The organism is Mycoplasma corogypsi (assembly GCF_045276875.1).
GTDB lineage: Bacteria > Bacillota_I > Bacilli_A > Mycoplasmatales > Metamycoplasmataceae > Mycoplasmopsis > Mycoplasmopsis corogypsi.
The window spans coordinates 75,808-94,022 of sequence record NZ_CP174163.1 but is presented as its reverse complement, the minus strand read 5'-3'; the positions used below and the strand labels follow the sequence as shown (position 1 = coordinate 94,022).

The window sequence follows — 18,215 nt, the reverse complement described above, 5'->3', positions numbered from 1 at the left end:
AAACTAACCGTTTTGTACCTTTCCGTTCTCTAGTATTCTTAGAGCGTTATCGAAAATTCCTTTTTGTGCATTATCAGCATTATCTAAAGTAGCTTTTGCAATTTGGGTTAAGGCTAAATCGGTTAAAAATGCTTGGTGTGATGTAATTAAAACATTTGGCATTTGAATTAATTCATCTCAGTCAGGGTCCGTTGCTTTAATATCGTTAGCAACAGCTGAAATATCTTCGTAGAAACGTCCTTCTTCACGTTCTAAAACGTCAGAAGCTAAAGCTCTAATTTTTCCTGATTTAAGTCCTTTTAATACTGACTTAATGTTCATAATTTCACCACGAGCTGTGTTGATTAATACCATACCAGGTTTCATAGCTTCAACAGCAGCATCGTCAATTAAGTATCTAGTTGATGGTAATAATGGACAGTGAATTGAAATAAAATCACTTTGTTTTAATAGTTGTTGGAAACTAGCTCATTCAAACCCTAAAGCTTCTGCTGTTTGTGGGAAGTTTTCTTGAGCAAAGCTATCAAAAACTAACACTCTAGCACCTGTTGCTTTAGCGATTTTAATAAATGTTTGACCAATTTTTCCTGAACCAACTACACCAATTGTAGAATTTCCTACACATAAACCATCTAATCCATCAAGTGAAAAGTTATAAGCTTTAACTCTATCGTGAGCTTTGTATAAGTTTCTATTTAATGACAATAATCCAGCCATAGCGAATTCACCGATACTTTCAGCTGAATAGTTGAAAATTCTAAATACTTCAATTCCTAATTGGTTAGCTTTTGCAATATCGATTTTGTTGTAACCCATTGATCTTTGGAATCAGAATTTAACACCTAATTTAGATAATACTTCTAAAATAACTTTATCTCCGTATGTGTTAACAAAACCACATACTGCGTCATATCCTTTAGCTAAATGCGCTGTATTTAGATTTAAATTTTCCTTAAAGTATGTAATTTGATGTCTTCCATCGTTGTACTTGTCGAAATATTTAATATCGTAATCTTTAGCATCAAAGAAAGCAATTTTCATAATAAATTCTCCTAATACTTTGTATTTACAAGTATAAAAATTATATTATTTTTAAATAATTACGAAAATTTTTGCTAGGGGCTTAATTAAAATATTTTTACCATAGTAAAACCAGCGTTTTGGTATTTGTTAGTTATACTAAAAATATTTTTATTTTTGTTACTAACATAATATTTGTTCTTTTTCCGAAATTTGTGAAATGTTTGTCCATTTTTAGTTTTAGAGTTGTATTTTTCATAATAATAAATCGAGGTAATATGGAAAATAAACTATTTTATTTAACAAACAAATTTTATGGTAACAGTTATTTAATTTTTAATGCACTACAAGATACAAAAGTCTGACCAGTGCAAGCTACCAAACAACTAATGCAAGAGTATCACGACCAAGATATATTTCACTTAAGTATTTTTGATGATAATTATCCTAAAAAGCTAAATGAATTAGATATGCCTCCGTTAGTGCTATTTTATAAAGGTAATATTGATTTACTTAAAAAACCTAAAAAATACTATATCACAGATGAATTACATAGCGAAGTTACTAATGAATTTTTAGAAGAAAATAAAGAAAAATTAATAACTAATGTAGTACTAGTAACTAATGATTTTGCTAAAAGTGAAAAGCATTTAGTCAAATTTTATCGTGAAAATGGTGGAAAAATCATTCATATTGCGAAAGAAGGTTTGAGTAGGTTAAATTATTCGGATGTAGATTTAGAAAATGAATTATTTATTAGTCAATTTCCAAATAACACCCATGTTAGAAGAGATCACTTTTATAAAGCTAATCGTATCGCATGTAAAATATCAGATGCACTACTTATTTTGTCAGCTAAACCTAATAGTAAAATCAGTTATTTAAGTGAATTATTTAGCTTTGAAGAAACTCCAGTTTTTGCTCTTGAAAACTTTGTTAAAACAGACTTACATAACTCTTTACTTTTTCAGTCAGCAATTAAAATTAATACCATACAAATCTAAAAAAATAAGAAAAACCGCAGCAGTGCGGTTTTTGAATTATTTTACTCTTTCAGGGTATACAGAAACGTACTTTCTGTTTCTTCTGCTTTCGTATTTTACATATCCTTCGATAACTGAGAATAAAGTATCATCTCCACCACGCATTACATTTGTACCTGGGAAAATTTTTGTACCTCTTTGACGGTAAATAATTGACCCTGCTGTACAGAATTGTCCATCACCTAGCTTAGCACCTAAACGTTTTGAATGTGAATCACGACCATTTCTGGTAGATCCACCGGCCTTGGTGTGTGCCATTTTCTAATTAACCTTTAATTCCTGTGATTTTAACACGTGTATATGGTTGACGGTGTCCAAGTTTTCTTTTGTGAGTAGACTTTGCGTTGTGACGGTAAACAACAATTTTACGTTGTTTACCTTGTTTTTCGATGATTCCTGTTACGATAGCTTTTTCAAGATATGGTCTTCCAATTTTGTTATCAACAAGTAAAACTTTTTCAAATTTAACTTCTTGACCAGCTTCACCATTGATTTTTTCGATGAAGATTGTTTGACCTTCTTTAACTAAAAGTTGTTTCCCACCTGTTTCGATAATTGCGAACATAAATTGCAATTCCTCCATTAGTGGCTCGTCTTTGAGGTGGCATAAAAGCACTTAAACCTATTTAGAACGGTTACATGGTGTAACATACTTATTATATAGCTTATTTGTAAAATAAAAAGCATATTTTTTAGAGTGATTTTATAGTGTTAAAAGTTAAAAACTGATAAATGAATCTAGAGTTTTAGAGTTAGATGTCTTGCTATCATCTCATTTAAATTGGAATTCTTTTCCTTTGATTTCTCCCCGTGTCGAGAACATACTTTTAATTAAACCTATAATAGGGGTAATGGCAGTTGCTAGTTGTGTTAAACCGGCGGCTAGAGCTAACATACTAAATCCAACATTTACTTTACTTACTTGTTCATCCGAAAGTTCTTTTAAGTCTGTGATTTTCATATTTTACCTCCAACTAGTTATTAATTTTAGTTTCGTTTTTGTACTAAAATTAAACTAAAATTGGAATAAAAAAGTTTTGCGCGTGGCAAAACTATAAGTTTATTCAACATATTGGGTATTAAATAGTCCAATGACACTGTAAATTGGTTCAACTGAAATTCAAATTTTAGGGTCAATAACTTTTAAGTCATTAACTAAATTCCTAATTTCCATAAGTAAAACAACTGTTTCGATTTGGAAAGCATATTTCCCTGTGTATCCTGATTTGTATCTTATAATTCTATAACTGTGTCAGTAATTAATAACCTTAAAGTAAGCAATAATTTTTTGTGGGTCATTTGAGACAATTGTCATTCTCATCTTTTTGTATTTTGGATATAGAATGTTAACAACAACATTAGATACAGCGATATATAAAAATGTTGATATTTCACGCATTCCGATATATTCGTGACTAATATTTGGTCTGATAAATGCGTAAATTGTTAAGAAAATAATAGCTGATAAAAGCGAAACTGAAGTTAAAATATTAGCTATGCTTTTCTTGCTTTTAGTAGAAAAATAGTAGGCTGCAATATCAGTTCCACCAGTTGATCCACCAGCTTTTCAAGAAAAAGCAACACCCATACCGATAAATAAAGCACCTAAACATCCATATATTAATATTGGTCAGGTTTTACCGTCTAGATATCAGTACATAACAGCTTCTTGAGAATAAATTGGTGCAACTAAATTATAGTAATGACCTCTTAAAATTTCTAAATAAGGGGTTTTTAGGCTTTCAGTATTTATAATTTTGGTTATCTCGCCTTGTTTAATTGCTTGATATAATGGTGAGTTTAGTGCTAAATCAAATTTATTTGGTTCTGCTAAAACAGTTTTTTGCACATGATAAAAGTTTTCTTTTAAAAATAAATTTAAGTTTTCTAAACCTACACCTGTGTCTTCATTAGTTGTATATAAACTATTTCGCACATTAAACGGTTTGGTCGGTACTAATTGAATTTTTCTTAAGAAAATTTCTTGAATTGCATCAGTAGTTAAAACAAAGTTAATTACGATTTGGAAAATCATAAAAAGCAAGGTTAGGTATATAAAACTCTTTTTACTCTTACGAGCAAAAATTAAAAATAGTGGGATATTACATGCTAAATAGATTAAAGCAAAGTATGGTTTTAAAATAGGAAATAGATATTGTAAAATAGTTGGAATCCCTGAAATACCAGATGGAATGGTATCACCTCTGCTTAAAAAAAGTTGAATACCAATGTTAAATAGTAATGCAGAAAGAAAAATTAATAAAACACGCTTTCAGTATCTATGCACTAAAATGCTAAAGGTGAGTTTGGTTTTTTTATTGTTATATAAGTAAACACCCATTTTGTATTTTAAGGTTTCAGCTTCGCGCTCGAGCTCTTGTTTTTCGATGATTAAATCATCGTTTTGAGTTTTAGCTTCTGCTACCTTATTCGCTGTATTATCATTTATTAGCGATTTAGGGCTAATAGATTTGTGTCATTTTCATTGTTTATAGCGCTCAATAACATTTTTGTTGTTGAGTGATGGTTTAAGTAGTTTTTTATCAAGGCGATCTTTATGATCCTTTTGTACACCGTTGTTCATATTTACAATTTTACAATAATTTTGCAACTCGTTTCTGTGTTTTTTAATTTAAGGATTTAAAAAAATAAATAAAAAAGGGAGACCCCCTTTTTTATTTATTTAATGAATTTCAAAGTTCTTTTGAAGTTTCAACATCCACAATGAAGTTTCAGTCAAATTCTGAATTTGGTTTTTTAGCAGCAGTTTGTTTAGATAAGTTAATAATTTCTGTTGTTGATACTTTTTCTAAGTCTAAAGCATTTTGGCTTGTTGATGCAACTGCTAAAGCTTGGCCACTTTTTAGTTGAGCTAATAATTGGTTATCAATTTCAGTTGTATCTTTTTGTTTTGCTAAACTTCTTTGGTGTGCTAATCTTGCTTCTTTAACAGCTAGTAATATAAATCCTAACATTAATACACCAATAGCTGCATAAATAGATACATCAGCGAAGTTAAATGTACCAACTGATTTACCTGTTCAACTTTCGTAGAAAGGCATATAGAAGATATCACGTACGTATCCATGGTAATCGATTCTATCAATTTCGTTTCCTAAACTTCCAGCTACCACTAAACCTAATCCAATTGCAAATATTGTACGGTAGTTTTGGATAAATAAAGGAGCAATAATAGCAACTAATACAAATGCAAAACTTAAGAAATGAATAAGGTATATATTAGCTTGGTCAGCTTGAATAAATGGTAAAACAGTAACTCCACCATGTCAAATTGAGCGGATAGCTAAAAAGTCTGTGTTATTTTGAATTGTTTGTGCGCTGTTAGCTCTTAATTTAACAACATAATCAAGAGGGTATGATAAATTGTTTGCTCCAGCTAAATTGCTGTCACTTGGAACAGGAATTCATGGTGTTGAAGTTAACACTTTTCCTTGAATAGTTTCTGAGTTTACATTAAAGAATGCTTGTTTAGTTAATGCATCGATTAATAAGAAAACGAAGGCAACTAATAATAAAATAAAGTATGCAGTTAAGATTTTAGTTAAATCTTTCTTAACTCTTGCCTTAAAATTGTCGAATTTATTCGATAAAGTTAATTTTTGTTTCATAAAATGAACCTACTAGTTTTAATTTTGTAATTCCTTAATAATTAATGAACATTCACAACACAAATCATTAATCATTTGGTTTGCTTCATAATGGTTTCAACAACGTTGACATTTTAACGATTCAAAACGCATGACACTTGTGGTTGAACCGTATGTTACTTTTCCTACCATTAATAAAGTTTTTAGATCTAATGAACGGATGAATTCAGAAGGATTTTCTAACGTTAATTCTAACTCATTTGATCTTTTTACATTGCCGTTTTTAATTTCAGCTTCTATTAAAATATTGACTTTGTTTCTTAAAGCAAAAAATTCTTTATACTGGTCCAATAGTTTATAGTTTATTTCGTTTGTTGAAATTGCACTAAAGTCTTCTAACATAATTGATGCAACTTTATTTTGCTTATTAAGATATTTGTAAGCTTCTTCGGCAGTGGTTGGTAAGAACGGAGCAATAGCTAAAAGTAGAAATTCAGTAATTTCATATAAATTAGCTAAAACCATTTGTCTTTCTGAATCATTTACTCTTCTAATATATATTATATCTTTAATTATCGAAAGATAAAAAGCAGATAAATCGACTATGTAATTATTTAAGTGCTTAATCACATTAATAAACTTAAACTCATCATAAGCCTCTAAAACAATTTGTTTGATGTTTTTAAGATTTTCTTGAATATATAAATGAATTCCAGTTCGTTCGACATTCCTATAAGTATAATCACCGAGATTACCCAATAAATATTTTATAGTATTTCTAAATTTCCGATAAATTTCGGTATTTTGATCCAGAATTTCATTGGAAATATTGATGTCATTTGAATATTCACTATTTGCTACTCATAAACGTAAGATTTCAGCTCCACGTTGAGAAACTACTTCTTGTGGTGAAATAATATTCCCTTTTGATTTAGACATCTTTTGACCTTTTCCGTCTAAAACAAAACCATGTGAAATTAAGTTTTGATATGGTGCTACACCTTTGTATGCTACTGAATTTATAATTGATGAGTTAAATCAACCACGATACTGATCAACACCTTCTAAATATAGGTCATATGGACTTTCGATTCCTTTATCAATATCAACTGCAATAGAAGAAACGCCAGAATCAAATCAAACGTCCATAATGTCCATTTCACGAGTAAATCCTTGATTACGGTATTTTTCTGGTAATAATTGATCTGTTTCTCATTCCCATCAAATTTCAATACTATGTTTTTTAACTAAATCAATTACATAATCAAAGGTTTCACTATTAGCTACTATTTCTTTATCTTTATTGTAGAAGATAATAATTGGTACACCTCAAGTTCTTTGTCTTGAGATAGTTCAGTCATGTCTTCCCTCAATCATTTGAATTAAACGGTTTTTAGCTCAATCTGGATAGGTTTTAACATTATCTTGTATTTGATTTACAATTTGTTTTCTAATTTTATCAATTGAAACAAATCATTGAGGAGTTCCACGGAAAATAATCGGTTGATGAGTTCTTCAATCATGTGGGTATGAGTGTTTAAATCATTCAAATTTTAACAACTTATCACCTAAAAATGCACTAATTTCTTTATTTGCATCCATATAGAACATACCATCAAATTGTGTATTAGTATTTTCAACATGACCAGTATCACTAATATGCATAATAAATTCAAGTTTATGACTTTGACCAATCTTAAAGTCATCCTCACCGAATAATGGTGCTATATGAACTAATCCAGTCCCACTTTCACTTGTAACGTGATGACCAATAATTAAAGGAGCTTCATGTTTTAAGATTGGAGTATGGTAAATAATATTTTTATCAATAACTTCTGAACCTTTGAATTTATTAATAATTTGATATTCATTATTTCAACCAAATTTATCATTAATTGTGTCTATTAAATCTTCTGAAATCACATAGTGATTGTCATTATGTTTAACAACCAGATATAGTAAGCTTTCTCCAACCGCAACTCCAGCATTAGCAAGTAAAGTTCAAGGTGTTGTTGTTCAAATAACTAAATTTGTACCAACTGGTAATTTATCCAAATCTGACTTTACAATTGGCAATGAAACATAAATAGATGGACTTTTAACATCTTCATATTCAACTTCAGCTTCAGCTAATGCACTTTGACTTGTAGGAGATCAAAAGACTGGTTTTAGACCTTTATAAACTAAACCATCTAAAACCATTTTTTTAAATACTTCTAATTGTTTAGCAACATAATTAGTATCTAAAGTTACATATATTTTTTCAAAATCGCTAAACATTTGTAAAGTTTTAAATTGTTCTTTTTGATTAACAATTTGTTTTAAAGCGTATTCACGTGCTTTTTTTCTCAATTCACTTGGTTCTAATTGATTCTTATTTTGATTTGCCTCTTGCAGCATTCTGTGTTCTATTGGTAAACCATGTGTATCTCATCCAGGAACAAATGGACTATAAAAACCACGCAATGATTTATATCTAACAATAATGTCTTTTAAAATTTTGTTTAAGGCGTGCCCAACATGTAAATCACCGTTAGCATACGGAGGACCATCATGTAAAATAAATTTATCGTTATTTTTGTTTTTTTCTAAAACTAATTGATAAATTTTATCTTGAATTCATTTGTCTCTAAATACAGGTTCTTTATTTGTTAAATTAGCCCTCATTTCAAAATCTGTTTTAGGCATGTTTAGTGTATTTTTATAATCCATATTTTCCTTTCAAAATATATTTATTTAATTATATAAAAAATAAAAAAATTACTCTATTTTATTAACCAGATAGCTAACAAAATAGAATAATTTTTTGGTGGCCTCGACCGGGATCGAACCAGTGACACACAGAGCTTCAATCTGTTGCTCTACCAACTGAGCTACGAGGCCATAAATGGCGGTCCAGACGGGGATCGAACCCGCGTTCTCCTCCGTGACAGGGAGGCGTATTAAACCACTTTACCACTGGACCATATTGGTTGCGGAAGCAGGACTCGAACCTACGACCTTCGGGTTATGAGCCCGACGAGCTACCGACTGCTCCATTCCGCTATATGTAGATCTATTATTGAGTTACCTGTATTTTGGCGGGTGATGAGGGATTTGAACCCCCGCGGGCCGTGAAGCCCCTGCTAGTTTTCAAGACTAGTCCCTTCAGCCTCTTGGGTAATCACCCACATGGTGGACCTAACAGGATTCGAACCTGTAGCCAACCGGTTATGAGCCGGTTGCTCTAACCGTTGAGCTATAGGTCCAAAGCCCAAGTAATAGAATTATTTTAATAATTTTAGAAATGGTAGCACCGATGAGATTCGAACTCATGACCTTCCGGGTATGAACCGGATGCTCTAACCAACTGAGCTACAGTGCCATAATGGTGGAGAGTATGGGATTCGAACCCACCACCTCCTGCGTGCAAGGCAGGCGCTCTAGCCAAATGAGCTAACCCCCCATTAAATGGTGAAGAAGACAGGATTTGAACCTGCGACCACTACAGCCCAAATGTAGTGCTCTACCAAACTGAGCTACTTCTCCACATCATATTTTTTATACTTTTACACTTTTTTAATTTAGTTTTACGAAATAAAAAGTTTTTTCTCTTGCTTTCGTGATAATAGTATAACACATTTCGAAAAAACATAAAACTTTTTTTGAGTTTTTTTATATCTAATATATTGGTATATATTTTGATACACCCATAAAAAAAGCCCTCTTGGGCAATGTTCTTTCAAAACTGAATAGTAAATAATAATTCATTAAAATGTCTGAATATACATTTCAACTTTTAAACCTATCAATTTATTAGTAATGGTCAGCTAAATGTGTTACCACACGTACACTTCCATCCTATCAACCTCGTCGTCTACAAGGAATTTCAAGGGAATACTCATCTCTGAGGAAGCTTCCCACTTAGATGCTTTCAGCGATTATCCTTTCCGTACTTAGCTACCCAGCTGTGCTTCTGGCGAAACAACTGGAACACCAGCGGTACGTCCACTCCGGTCCTCTCGTACTAAGAGCAGCTCTCATCAATATTCCAACGCCCACATCAGATAGGGACCGAACTGTCTCACGACGTTCTGAACCCAGCTCGCGTACCGCTTTAATTGGCGAACAGCCAAACCCTTGGAACCGACTCCAGCTCCAGGATGCGATGAGCCGACATCGAGGTGCCAAACCTTGCCGTCGATGTGATCTCTGGGCAAGATAAGCCTGTTATCCCCAGGGTAACTTTTATCCGTTGAGCGACTACCGTTCCATAACGTATAGCCGGATCACTAAGTCCTGCTTTCGCACCTGCTCGACTTGTAGGTCTCGCAGTTAAGCACACTTCTACCTTTGCGCTCTGCATACGGTTTCTGACCGTATTGAGTGTACCTTTGAACGCCTCCGTTACCTTTTAGGAGGCGACCGCCCCAGTCAAACTACCCACCACGCACTGTCCCCCTACCGGATAACGGTAGCAGGTTAGAAACTCAACATACCAAGGGTGGTATTTCAACGGCGACTCCTCTGAGGCTAGCGCCTCAAAATCAATGTCTCCCACCTATCCTACACATGTTAGGCCAAGTTCCAATACGAAGTTGTAGTAAAGCTCCATGGGGTCTTTTCGTCTTGATGCGGGTACCAGCGTTTTCACTGGACCATAATTTCACCGAGTCCAACGTTGAGACGGTTGAAGATGATTGCGCCTTTCGTGCAGGTCAGTATTTAGCCGACAAGGAATTTCGCTACCTTAGGACCGTTATAGTTACGGCCGCCGTTCATCCGGGCTTCACTTCAACGCTTCGCATAAAGCTAACGCATCCGCTTAACCTTCGGACACTGGGCAGGCTTCACCCCCTATACATCACCTTACGGTTTAGCAGAGAGCTGTGTTTTTGATAAACAGTTGCCCCTCACAATTACTGTGGCCATCTTTTTAGGGATGGCACCTTTCTCGCGAACTTACAGGGTAATTTTGCAGAGTTCCTTAACGTTGGTTTTCTCGCTCGCCTTAGAATACTCATCTTGGGAACGTGTGTCCGTTCTCGGTACAGGTAGCATAAATTTTATAACGCTTAGAAGCTTTTCTAGGAAGCATGAAGCCACACAATTCGCACAAAAGTGCTATGCATCGTACATTGTAGTATTAGAGTACGCATTTAACTATACTCACCACTTTGCACTTACCCCTAAATCCAATAATAGGTAGTGCTCTCCTTCTCCGTCACTCCATCACTTATTTACGCTAGTATAGGAATATTAACCTGTTGTCCATCGGATACACCTTTCGGCCTCTCCTTAGGTCCTGACTAACCCTGGGTGGACGAACCTTGCCCAGGAAACCTTTCCCAATAGGCGTCGTGGATTCTCACCACGAATCGTTACTCATACCGGCATTCTCACTTCTAAGCGCTCCACCAGTCCTCACGGTCTGACTTCGCCGCACTTAGAACGCTCTCCTAACGTATTTTCATACCCATAGCTTCGGTATTGTGTTTTACTCCCGTTAAATTATTGGCGCATGATCTCTTGACTAGTGAGCTATTACGCACTCTTTAAAGGATGGCTGCTTCTAAGCCAACCTCCTAGTTGTTTATGAAATCACACAACCTTTCTGACTTAACACAATTTTGGGACCTTAGCTGATCGATCTGGGTTGTTGCCCTCGCGAGCCGGGACGTTAGCACCCCGGTTCCAACTGCCTGATAATACACAATGGTATTCGGAGTTTGATTATAGTCAGTACCGCTAGGCGCGGCCATTCCATATTCAGTGCTCTACCACCAAAGTTTAACATCAGACGCTAGCCCTAAAGCTATTTCGGAGAGAAACAGCTATCTCCAAGTTCGATTGGAATTTCTCCGCTATCCACAAGTCATCCGGGCACTTTTCAGCGTACTACGGTTCGGCCCTCCACTTGGGGTTAACCAAGCTTCAGCCTGCTCATGGATAGATCGCATGGTTTCGGTTCTATGTCAACATACTAGACGCCCTATTCAGACTCGATTTCTCTACGGCTCCACTTTTTCTACTTAACCTCGCATGTTAACATAACTCGCCGGTCCATACTGCAAGATGTACGCCATCACGCATTAACGCGCTCTGACTACTTGTAAGTAAGTGGTTTCAGAATCTATTTCACTCCCTTTTCAGGGTTCTTTTCACCTTTCCCTCACGGTACTAGTTCGCTATCGGTGTCTGGTTAGTATTTAGCCTTACCGGATGGTCCCGGCAGATTCAGACAAGGTTTCACGTGCCTCGCCCTACTCAGGATACTATCAGAAGATTATGACATTTCGCATACAGGAGTATCACCTTCTATGCTTAAGTTTCCCAACTTATTCTGCTATATCATAATTTTGTAACTTCGTGTAGATAGTCCTACAACCCCACTAAATCGTGGTTTGGGCTCTTCCAATTTCGCTCGCCGCTACTAATGGAATCATTATTTATTTTCTCTTCCTGTTGCTACTAAGATGTTTCAGTTCACAACGTGTCTCGCAAATATTCCTATGTATTCAGAATATAGCAACTAGAAATTACTCTAGTTAGGTTCCCCCATTCGGAAATCCCCGTTTCGTAGCTCATATCCAGCTCCACGAGGCTTATCGCAGGTAATCGCGTCCTTCATCGACTTCCAGACCCAAGGCATCCACCACAAACTCTTACTTATTTAAAAGTTGTAACAATATGACCTATTGTTGATGTATATTCAAAGACATTTCAATAAATTATTATTTTTACATAATAATTACTCGGTATCAATATCAAAACAAATTAACCATTTTATTAATTTATTTACAATTTGATGTCGTTGTAATATCTTTACTATTCAGTTTTCAAAGAACATTAAGAGAGAAAGTTCTCTCAAAACTAGATATATCAAAGGACTATTAACTTTGTACATGACGCTTAAATAATTAAATATGAAATAGTCTTGTTAAGGTTGTATCATCGTAAGAACGATTATTGTACTCCGTAGAAAGGAGGTAATCCATCCCCACGTTCTCGTAGGGATACCTTGTTACGACTTCACCCCAGTCACCAGTCCTGCCTTAGGCAGTTGTCTCCGTAGTTAACAAAACCGACTTCGGGCATTACCAGCTCCCATGGTGTGACGGGCGGTGTGTACAAGACCCGAGAACGTATTCACCGTAGCGTAGCTAATTCTACGATTACTAGCGATTCCGACTTCATGTAGTCGAGTTGCAGACTACAATCCGAACTGAGAACGGTTTTTTGAGATTTGCTCCACGTCGCCGTATTGCGTCTCTTTGTACCGTCCATTGTAGCACGTGTGTTGCCCCACTCGTAAGAGGCATAATGATTTGACGTCGTCCCCACCTTCCTCCGGATTACTCCGGCAGTATCCCTCAGTTGATCTAACTAAGGAAAAGGGTTGCGCTCGTTGCAGGACTTAACCGAACATCTCACGACACGAGCTGACGACAACCATGCACCATCTGTCATTCCGTTGACCTCCACTATATCTCTATAGCTTTGCGGAAGATGTCAAGAGTGGGTAAGGTTCTACGCGTATCTTCAAATTAAACCACATGCTCCACCGCTTGTGCGAGTCCCCGTCAATTCCTTTAAGTTTCACTCTTGCGAGCATACTACTCAGGCGGATGATTTAATGCGTTAGCTGCGCCAATGGATTCCATTAGCTAATCATCATCGTTTACAGCGTGGACTACCAGGGTATCTAATCCTGTTTGCTCCCCACGCTTTCGTCTCTCAGTGTCAATATGTGCCCAGTTAGCTGCCTTCGCCAAGTTGGTGTTCTTCCTAATATCTACGCATTTCACCGCTTCACTAGGAATTCCGCTAACCTCTACACAATTCTAGTATGCCAGTATCCAACGCGATTTGGGGTTGAGCCCCAAGTTTTGACGCCAGACTTAACACACAACCTACAGACGCTTTACGCCCAATAATTCCGGATAACGCTTGCAACCTATGTATTACCGCGGCTGCTGGCACATAGTTAGCCGTTGCTTTCTGACAAGGTACCGTCAAGGTAAGTTCATTTCCTAACCTACTTTTTCTTCCCTTATAACAGCAGTTTATAACCCGAAGGCCTTCCTCCTGCACGCTGTGTCGCTCCATCAGGCTTTCGCCCATTGTGGAAAATTCCCTACTGCTGCCTCCCGTAGGAGTCTGGGCCGTATCTCAGTCCCAGTGTGGCGGATCAGTCTCTCAACCCCGCTAAACATCATCGCCTTGGTAAGCCATTACCTTACCAACTAGCTAATGTTACGCACCCCAATCTTCCAGTGAGGGAAACCCCCCCTTTTATATATCTATCATGCGATAAATATAAGTATCCGGTATTAGCGCTAATTTCTCAGCGTTATCCCAATCTGAAAGGCATGTTAAGTACGTGTTACTCACCCATTCGCCGCTAAGTCCGAAGACTTCGCTCGACATGCATGTATTAGGCACACAGCCAGCGTTCATCCTGAGCCAGGATCAAACTCTCGAAAAAATTGACTGTCATGTATTGTATATATCTAGTTTTCAAAGAACTTTATAAATTTTGGTTTGCTAAATTATTATAGCCTAAAATAATTAATATCAAAATCTTTTTTATTATTTTTTATTTCAGGGCTTATGTTTCGCAAAATACATTTTACACTAAAAAAATAACTTTTAACTAAAAATTTTATGTTTTTTAATATCAATAAATTTGACTATATTAATATAGTAGCCTTTTTATCAAACAGAGCTTTATAGACTTCTGTATTGTAATTAAGGTATTTGGAAAAATAAAAAATCACAGGATAATACCCTGTGAACTATATGATTTCAAGATTATACATCTTTAGCTTAATAAATTATTATTCGATGTATGAACTGTAAATACTAAATCATACCTTTTGTTTTAAGAGTTTTTAAGGTTTTAGCACTTACTCTAACTCTTTTTGGACGTCCGTTTTCAATGATTGTAACTTTTTGTAAGTTAACATTGAATTTTCTTCTTGACGCATTCATAGCGTGTGAACGTGTGTTACCCGATTGTGGCCCTTTTCCGGTAACATAATCTTTTCTTGACATATGTTATATTCCTTTCTATATTATAATTAGCTAATTTTTATAGTTTTAAATATAAAGCTATGAAATTATAGCAAAAATATTATCAAATCTATATAATTTTATGAAATGACTAAAAACGAAATAATTGTAAAAAAATCACGCTTTATCGGTTATTGTGTCAACATCGAAAATGAACAGCAAGCTAAAGAATATGTTGAATTTATCAGGCAAAAAGAAAATGATAGGCATGTTTGTTATGCTTATTTTACAAATACGTCAGCAGGCTTTAGTGATGATGGCGAACCAAAAGGAACTGCTGGTAAAGCGATTTATTCTTTAATGCAATTAAAAAAAATTACAAATACCATTGTAATTGTTGCTAGATATTTCGGTGGAATAAAACTTGGTGCAGGTGGGTTAACTAGAGCATATCGTGAATGTGCAAACGAAGTGATTAATTTACATTTAAATAACATCCAGAGGTAGTTAATGATTCAAATTACATTTAATAAAACTGATAACTTTCTGCTAAAAGCAGCTTATGAAAACACTGATTTTCCGAACTTTGTTGCTAAAAAACACGGTAAAATCACTCACGATTTTACCAATAATGTAGCTTACTTATATATTGAAGCTAAAAAAGCAAACTATGACGAATTGCAAAATATCGCTTTAAACTTTTTTGCTAATTTGGAACATAATTATTGTGTTGATGCTGAAAGTTTTGTTACTAATAATTTAGATATCTATAATGTAGCTCAATTATTAATCTTAAAAGCTTATTTTGCAACTGCAAAATTATTTAAGAAAACAAACGAAGCAAAAGATGATAAAGAATTTAATATTGATATTTATTTTGCAACTCAATCTACACAACTAGAAAAGCACATTGAAAAGTTAAAATTACTAGCAACTAATATAAACAAAGCAAGAGATTTTCAAATTATGCCAGAAAATTTCTTAAATTCAGAAATGCTTGCAGCTCAAGTTGCTGAAGATCTATCAGCTATACCGAATTTACAAGTAAAAACACTAACAAAACATGAAATTCAAGCTTTAGGTATGAACTTACTTTTATCAGTTAATAAAGGTAGTACACATGAACCAAGAGTTTTAGTTGCTACATATAACGGAAATCCAGATTCAAATGAACATATTTCATTTGTGGGTAAAGGTATCACTTTTGATACTGGTGGTGTTAATACTAAAGGTTATCATATGGATGGAATGAAATTCGATATGTCTGGAAGTGTGATTGTGGCTTATGCTGTAAAAACATTAGCGCAACTAAAAGCAAAGGTAAATGTTAGCGCAGTTATGTGTATAACAGATAATAGAATCAATAATGATGCATCATTACCTCAAAACATTTACCAATCTATGAGTGGTAAATGAGTCGAAGTAGCAGATACAGATGCTGAAGGTCGTTTAGTATTAGCAGATGGATTAACCTATGCTGCTACAAAATTAAATGCCACAACTTTAGTTGATGTAGCAACTTTAACTGGTGCTATTTTAGCAGCACTAGGTAATACATATACAGGTGTGTGATCAACAAATGATAAAAAATGAGATACTTTTAACCAAAGTGCTATTAAAACCAGAGAAAAAATTTGAAGAATGCCAATGCATGAGGACTATAACAAAGGTAATAAATCATCAAAAGTTGCTGATTTATTAAACTGATCTAAAACCGTTAGACCTGATTTTTCACAAGCTGCGATGTTTTTAAAAGAATTTACTAATAATGTCGACTATATCCATTGCGATGTGGCAGGAACTGCAGATGTAAGCGGTGAACCACAAGGTGTTTTAATTCCGACATTAGTCGAATTTGCACTCGAATCATTTAAATAAATATATTTTATGTGCTCCTATACGGTAGGAGCACATTTTTTTATAAATTTTAAAATTCATGCAGCTGGCGTTTGATATATATATATATATATATATATATTGTTTGTGTTAGTAATCCTGATAAACAAAAGCCTTTATAATAGCATTTAATTAAAAAAAACACCACAAAACGTGGTGTGAAATAAAGGGAAGAAATTATTTGCTTCTTTTGATTTCTTTAAGACGAGCACTTTTACCTTTACGGTCTCTCATGAAGTATAGTCTTTGTCTACGAACTTTATTTGAACGAACAACTTCGATGTGAGCGATTAATGGTGAGTTTAATGCGAAAACTCTTTCAACTCCAACACCGTATGAAATTTTTCTAACTGTGAAAGTTTCTCTTGTTCCAGATTCTTTTTTAGAAATTACTAAACCTTCAAAAATCTGAATACGTTCTTTTTCACCTTCACGAATACGAACGTGCACTTTAACATTATCACCTGTTTTAAATTCAACTAAATCAGTTCTTAATTGTGATTTTTCAACTAACTCTAAAAGTCTATTTCTCATTTTTCATTATCCTTTCATAAATATCAGGACGTTTACGTCTTGTTACTTCGATTTGTTGTTTTGATTTTCATTCCTGTATTTTAGCGTGGTCACCACTAAATAATACTTCAGGAACTTTCATACCTTTATATTCTCTAGGTCGAGTATATTGAGGATAATCTAATCAACCTTCTCCTTGAAATGAATCAAATTGGTGCGATTCTTCTTTAATAACTCCTGGTAGCAATCTAATAATGCTATCAGTCATTGCCATAGCTGGTATTTCACCACCAGTTAAAACAAAGTCACCAATTGATAATTCTTCATCAACTAACGAAACTACTCTTTCATCAAACCCTTCGTATCTACCACAGATAAAAGTTATTTCAGAGTGTTTTGTTAATTCTTGAGCAATCTTTTGATTAAAAGGTTTACCTTGAGGTGAAACTAAAATTTTATATCCACCACGGTTTTCTAGTGATTCTAGTGCTAAATCGATCGGTTCTACTTGTAATAGTAAACCATGACCTCCACCAAAAATTTCATCATCAACTTTACGGTGCTTATTTTTACTAAACTCCCTAAAATCAACAACATTGAATTCCACTAAACCTTTTTGAATAGCTTTATTTAAAATACTTTCATTAATCAAAGGCTCAAAATAATTAGGAAATAAGGTTAAGAAGTTAAATTTCATTATTTTTTAAGTTCTGCAGTTAGTTTGTTAGCTCTGAATAAGTTTGAAACTGTGATTGTTGGTTGTGCACCTTTTGCTAATCAAGCAGCTGTTTGTTCTTTGTTTAATACAAGTTCTTTTGTTGAAGGGTTGTAGTGTCCTAAAGCTTCAATGAATTTTCCGTCTCTTGGTGTTCTTGCATCAGCAGCAACGATTTTGTATACTGGTCTGAATTTGCTTCCCATTCTCTTTAATCTAATTTTTACCATATAAAATCCTCCTTTTATAAGTGTCAAGCACTTTCGCCTGACAGTGCTATGTAAAAAGATTATAACTGAAATAAAATATTTAAAAACTAAAAATATAAAAAAGTGTCAAGCACTTTTACTTTACACTTATGAAATGTTAAATATCGGAAAATTCAGGTGTAAATGCAATAAATAGATCAATGGTAAATGAAGTAGA

General features: G+C 34.4%; 14 protein-coding genes, 8 tRNA genes and 2 rRNA genes. 3 read left to right on the top strand and 21 right to left on the bottom strand.

Going from position 1 to position 18,215, the window contains the following annotated elements:
- Window positions 1–3: 3 nt before the first annotated feature.
- Window positions 4–1,041, bottom strand: a complete 1,038-nt coding sequence (locus ACJA23_RS00425; RefSeq protein WP_406614243.1) for a 2-hydroxyacid dehydrogenase — start codon at window positions 1,039–1,041, stop codon at window positions 4–6.
- A gap of 257 nt (window positions 1,042–1,298) precedes the next feature.
- On the opposite strand from ACJA23_RS00425, the gene ACJA23_RS00420 reads away from it, so the two are divergent.
- On the top strand, window positions 1,299–2,024 hold the full coding sequence (locus ACJA23_RS00420; RefSeq protein WP_406614241.1) for a DNA-processing protein DprA: 726 nt from the start codon (window positions 1,299–1,301) through the stop codon (window positions 2,022–2,024).
- A 36-nt stretch (window positions 2,025–2,060) separates the two neighbouring features.
- Here ACJA23_RS00420 and rpmA read toward each other — a convergent pair whose 3' ends face one another.
- The 17 genes from rpmA to rpmB all read right to left on the bottom strand — a co-directional run bounded on the left by rpmA (window position 2,061) and on the right by rpmB (window position 14,707).
- Complete coding sequence (gene rpmA / locus ACJA23_RS00415; RefSeq protein WP_406614239.1) at window positions 2,061–2,321, bottom strand: 50S ribosomal protein L27; 261 nt, start codon at window positions 2,319–2,321, stop codon at window positions 2,061–2,063.
- 7 nt (window positions 2,322–2,328) lie between these two features.
- Window positions 2,329–2,628, bottom strand: coding sequence for a 50S ribosomal protein L21 (gene rplU / locus ACJA23_RS00410; RefSeq protein WP_406614237.1), 300 nt, complete (start codon window positions 2,626–2,628; stop codon window positions 2,329–2,331).
- Between the two features lie 153 nt (window positions 2,629–2,781).
- Window positions 2,782–3,024: a hypothetical protein gene (locus ACJA23_RS00405; protein ID WP_406614235.1), complete on the bottom strand. Its 243-nt coding sequence runs from the start codon at window positions 3,022–3,024 to the stop codon at window positions 2,782–2,784.
- Between the two features lie 99 nt (window positions 3,025–3,123).
- Window positions 3,124–4,647 (bottom strand): YitT family protein, encoded by a 1,524-nt coding sequence (locus ACJA23_RS00400; protein ID WP_406614233.1) that lies wholly within the window; start codon window positions 4,645–4,647, stop codon window positions 3,124–3,126.
- A 91-nt stretch (window positions 4,648–4,738) separates the two neighbouring features.
- Entirely contained in the window at window positions 4,739–5,692 is a 954-nt protein-coding gene (locus ACJA23_RS00395; RefSeq protein ID WP_406614231.1) for a signal peptidase II, read from the bottom strand.
- A gap of 18 nt (window positions 5,693–5,710) precedes the next feature.
- Entirely contained in the window at window positions 5,711–8,383 is a 2,673-nt protein-coding gene (gene ileS / locus ACJA23_RS00390) for an isoleucine--tRNA ligase (protein WP_406614229.1), read from the bottom strand.
- A gap of 95 nt (window positions 8,384–8,478) precedes the next feature.
- Window positions 8,479–8,554: transfer RNA gene (locus ACJA23_RS00385), tRNA-Phe, on the bottom strand.
- 5 nt (window positions 8,555–8,559) lie between these two features.
- Window positions 8,560–8,636, bottom strand: a tRNA-Asp gene (locus ACJA23_RS00380).
- Between the two features lie 4 nt (window positions 8,637–8,640).
- Window positions 8,641–8,716: transfer RNA gene (locus tag ACJA23_RS00375), tRNA-Met, on the bottom strand.
- 33 nt (window positions 8,717–8,749) lie between these two features.
- Window positions 8,750–8,840, bottom strand: a tRNA-Ser gene (locus ACJA23_RS00370).
- 3 nt (window positions 8,841–8,843) lie between these two features.
- Window positions 8,844–8,919 (bottom strand) — tRNA-Ile (locus tag ACJA23_RS00365).
- Between the two features lie 39 nt (window positions 8,920–8,958).
- Window positions 8,959–9,035, bottom strand: a tRNA-Met gene (locus tag ACJA23_RS00360).
- 4 nt (window positions 9,036–9,039) lie between these two features.
- A tRNA-Ala gene (locus ACJA23_RS00355) sits at window positions 9,040–9,116 on the bottom strand.
- 6 nt (window positions 9,117–9,122) lie between these two features.
- A tRNA-Pro gene (locus tag ACJA23_RS00350) sits at window positions 9,123–9,199 on the bottom strand.
- Between the two features lie 246 nt (window positions 9,200–9,445).
- Window positions 9,446–12,329: ribosomal RNA gene (locus tag ACJA23_RS00345) — 23S ribosomal RNA — on the bottom strand.
- A gap of 303 nt (window positions 12,330–12,632) precedes the next feature.
- Window positions 12,633–14,138: ribosomal RNA gene (locus tag ACJA23_RS00340) — 16S ribosomal RNA — on the bottom strand.
- Together the 16S and 23S rRNA genes with 8 tRNA genes alongside form the textbook arrangement of a ribosomal RNA operon.
- 377 nt (window positions 14,139–14,515) lie before the next feature.
- Complete coding sequence (gene rpmB / locus ACJA23_RS00335) at window positions 14,516–14,707, bottom strand: 50S ribosomal protein L28 (protein ID WP_406614227.1); 192 nt, start codon at window positions 14,705–14,707, stop codon at window positions 14,516–14,518.
- Between the two features lie 105 nt (window positions 14,708–14,812).
- Here rpmB and ACJA23_RS00330 point away from each other — a divergent pair, with 105 nt between their 5' ends.
- Both ACJA23_RS00330 and ACJA23_RS00325 read left to right on the top strand, forming a co-directional pair.
- Window positions 14,813–15,172 (top strand): YigZ family protein, encoded by a 360-nt coding sequence (locus ACJA23_RS00330; RefSeq protein WP_406614225.1) that lies wholly within the window; start codon window positions 14,813–14,815, stop codon window positions 15,170–15,172.
- A gap of 3 nt (window positions 15,173–15,175) precedes the next feature.
- Window positions 15,176–16,543, top strand: a complete 1,368-nt coding sequence (locus ACJA23_RS00325; RefSeq protein WP_406614223.1) for a M17 family metallopeptidase — start codon at window positions 15,176–15,178, stop codon at window positions 16,541–16,543.
- Window positions 16,544–16,738: 195 nt separating this feature from the next.
- Here ACJA23_RS00325 and rplS read toward each other — a convergent pair whose 3' ends face one another.
- From rplS to rpsP, 3 genes are read right to left on the bottom strand one after another with little or no spacing between them, the layout of a single operon-like run.
- Window positions 16,739–17,095, bottom strand: a complete 357-nt coding sequence (rplS, locus tag ACJA23_RS00320; RefSeq protein WP_406614221.1) for a 50S ribosomal protein L19 — start codon at window positions 17,093–17,095, stop codon at window positions 16,739–16,741.
- Window positions 17,085–17,771: a tRNA (guanosine(37)-N1)-methyltransferase TrmD gene (gene trmD, locus ACJA23_RS00315; RefSeq protein ID WP_406614219.1), complete on the bottom strand. Its 687-nt coding sequence runs from the start codon at window positions 17,769–17,771 to the stop codon at window positions 17,085–17,087. Before trmD ends, rplS begins: the two co-directional genes overlap by 11 nt.
- The gene (rpsP, locus tag ACJA23_RS00310) at window positions 17,771–18,019 is read right to left on the bottom strand and encodes a 30S ribosomal protein S16 (protein WP_406614217.1); all 249 of its coding nucleotides are present in this window, start codon (window positions 18,017–18,019) and stop codon (window positions 17,771–17,773) included. Before rpsP ends, trmD begins: the two co-directional genes overlap by 1 nt.
- Between the last annotated feature and the right edge of the window lie 196 nt (window positions 18,020–18,215).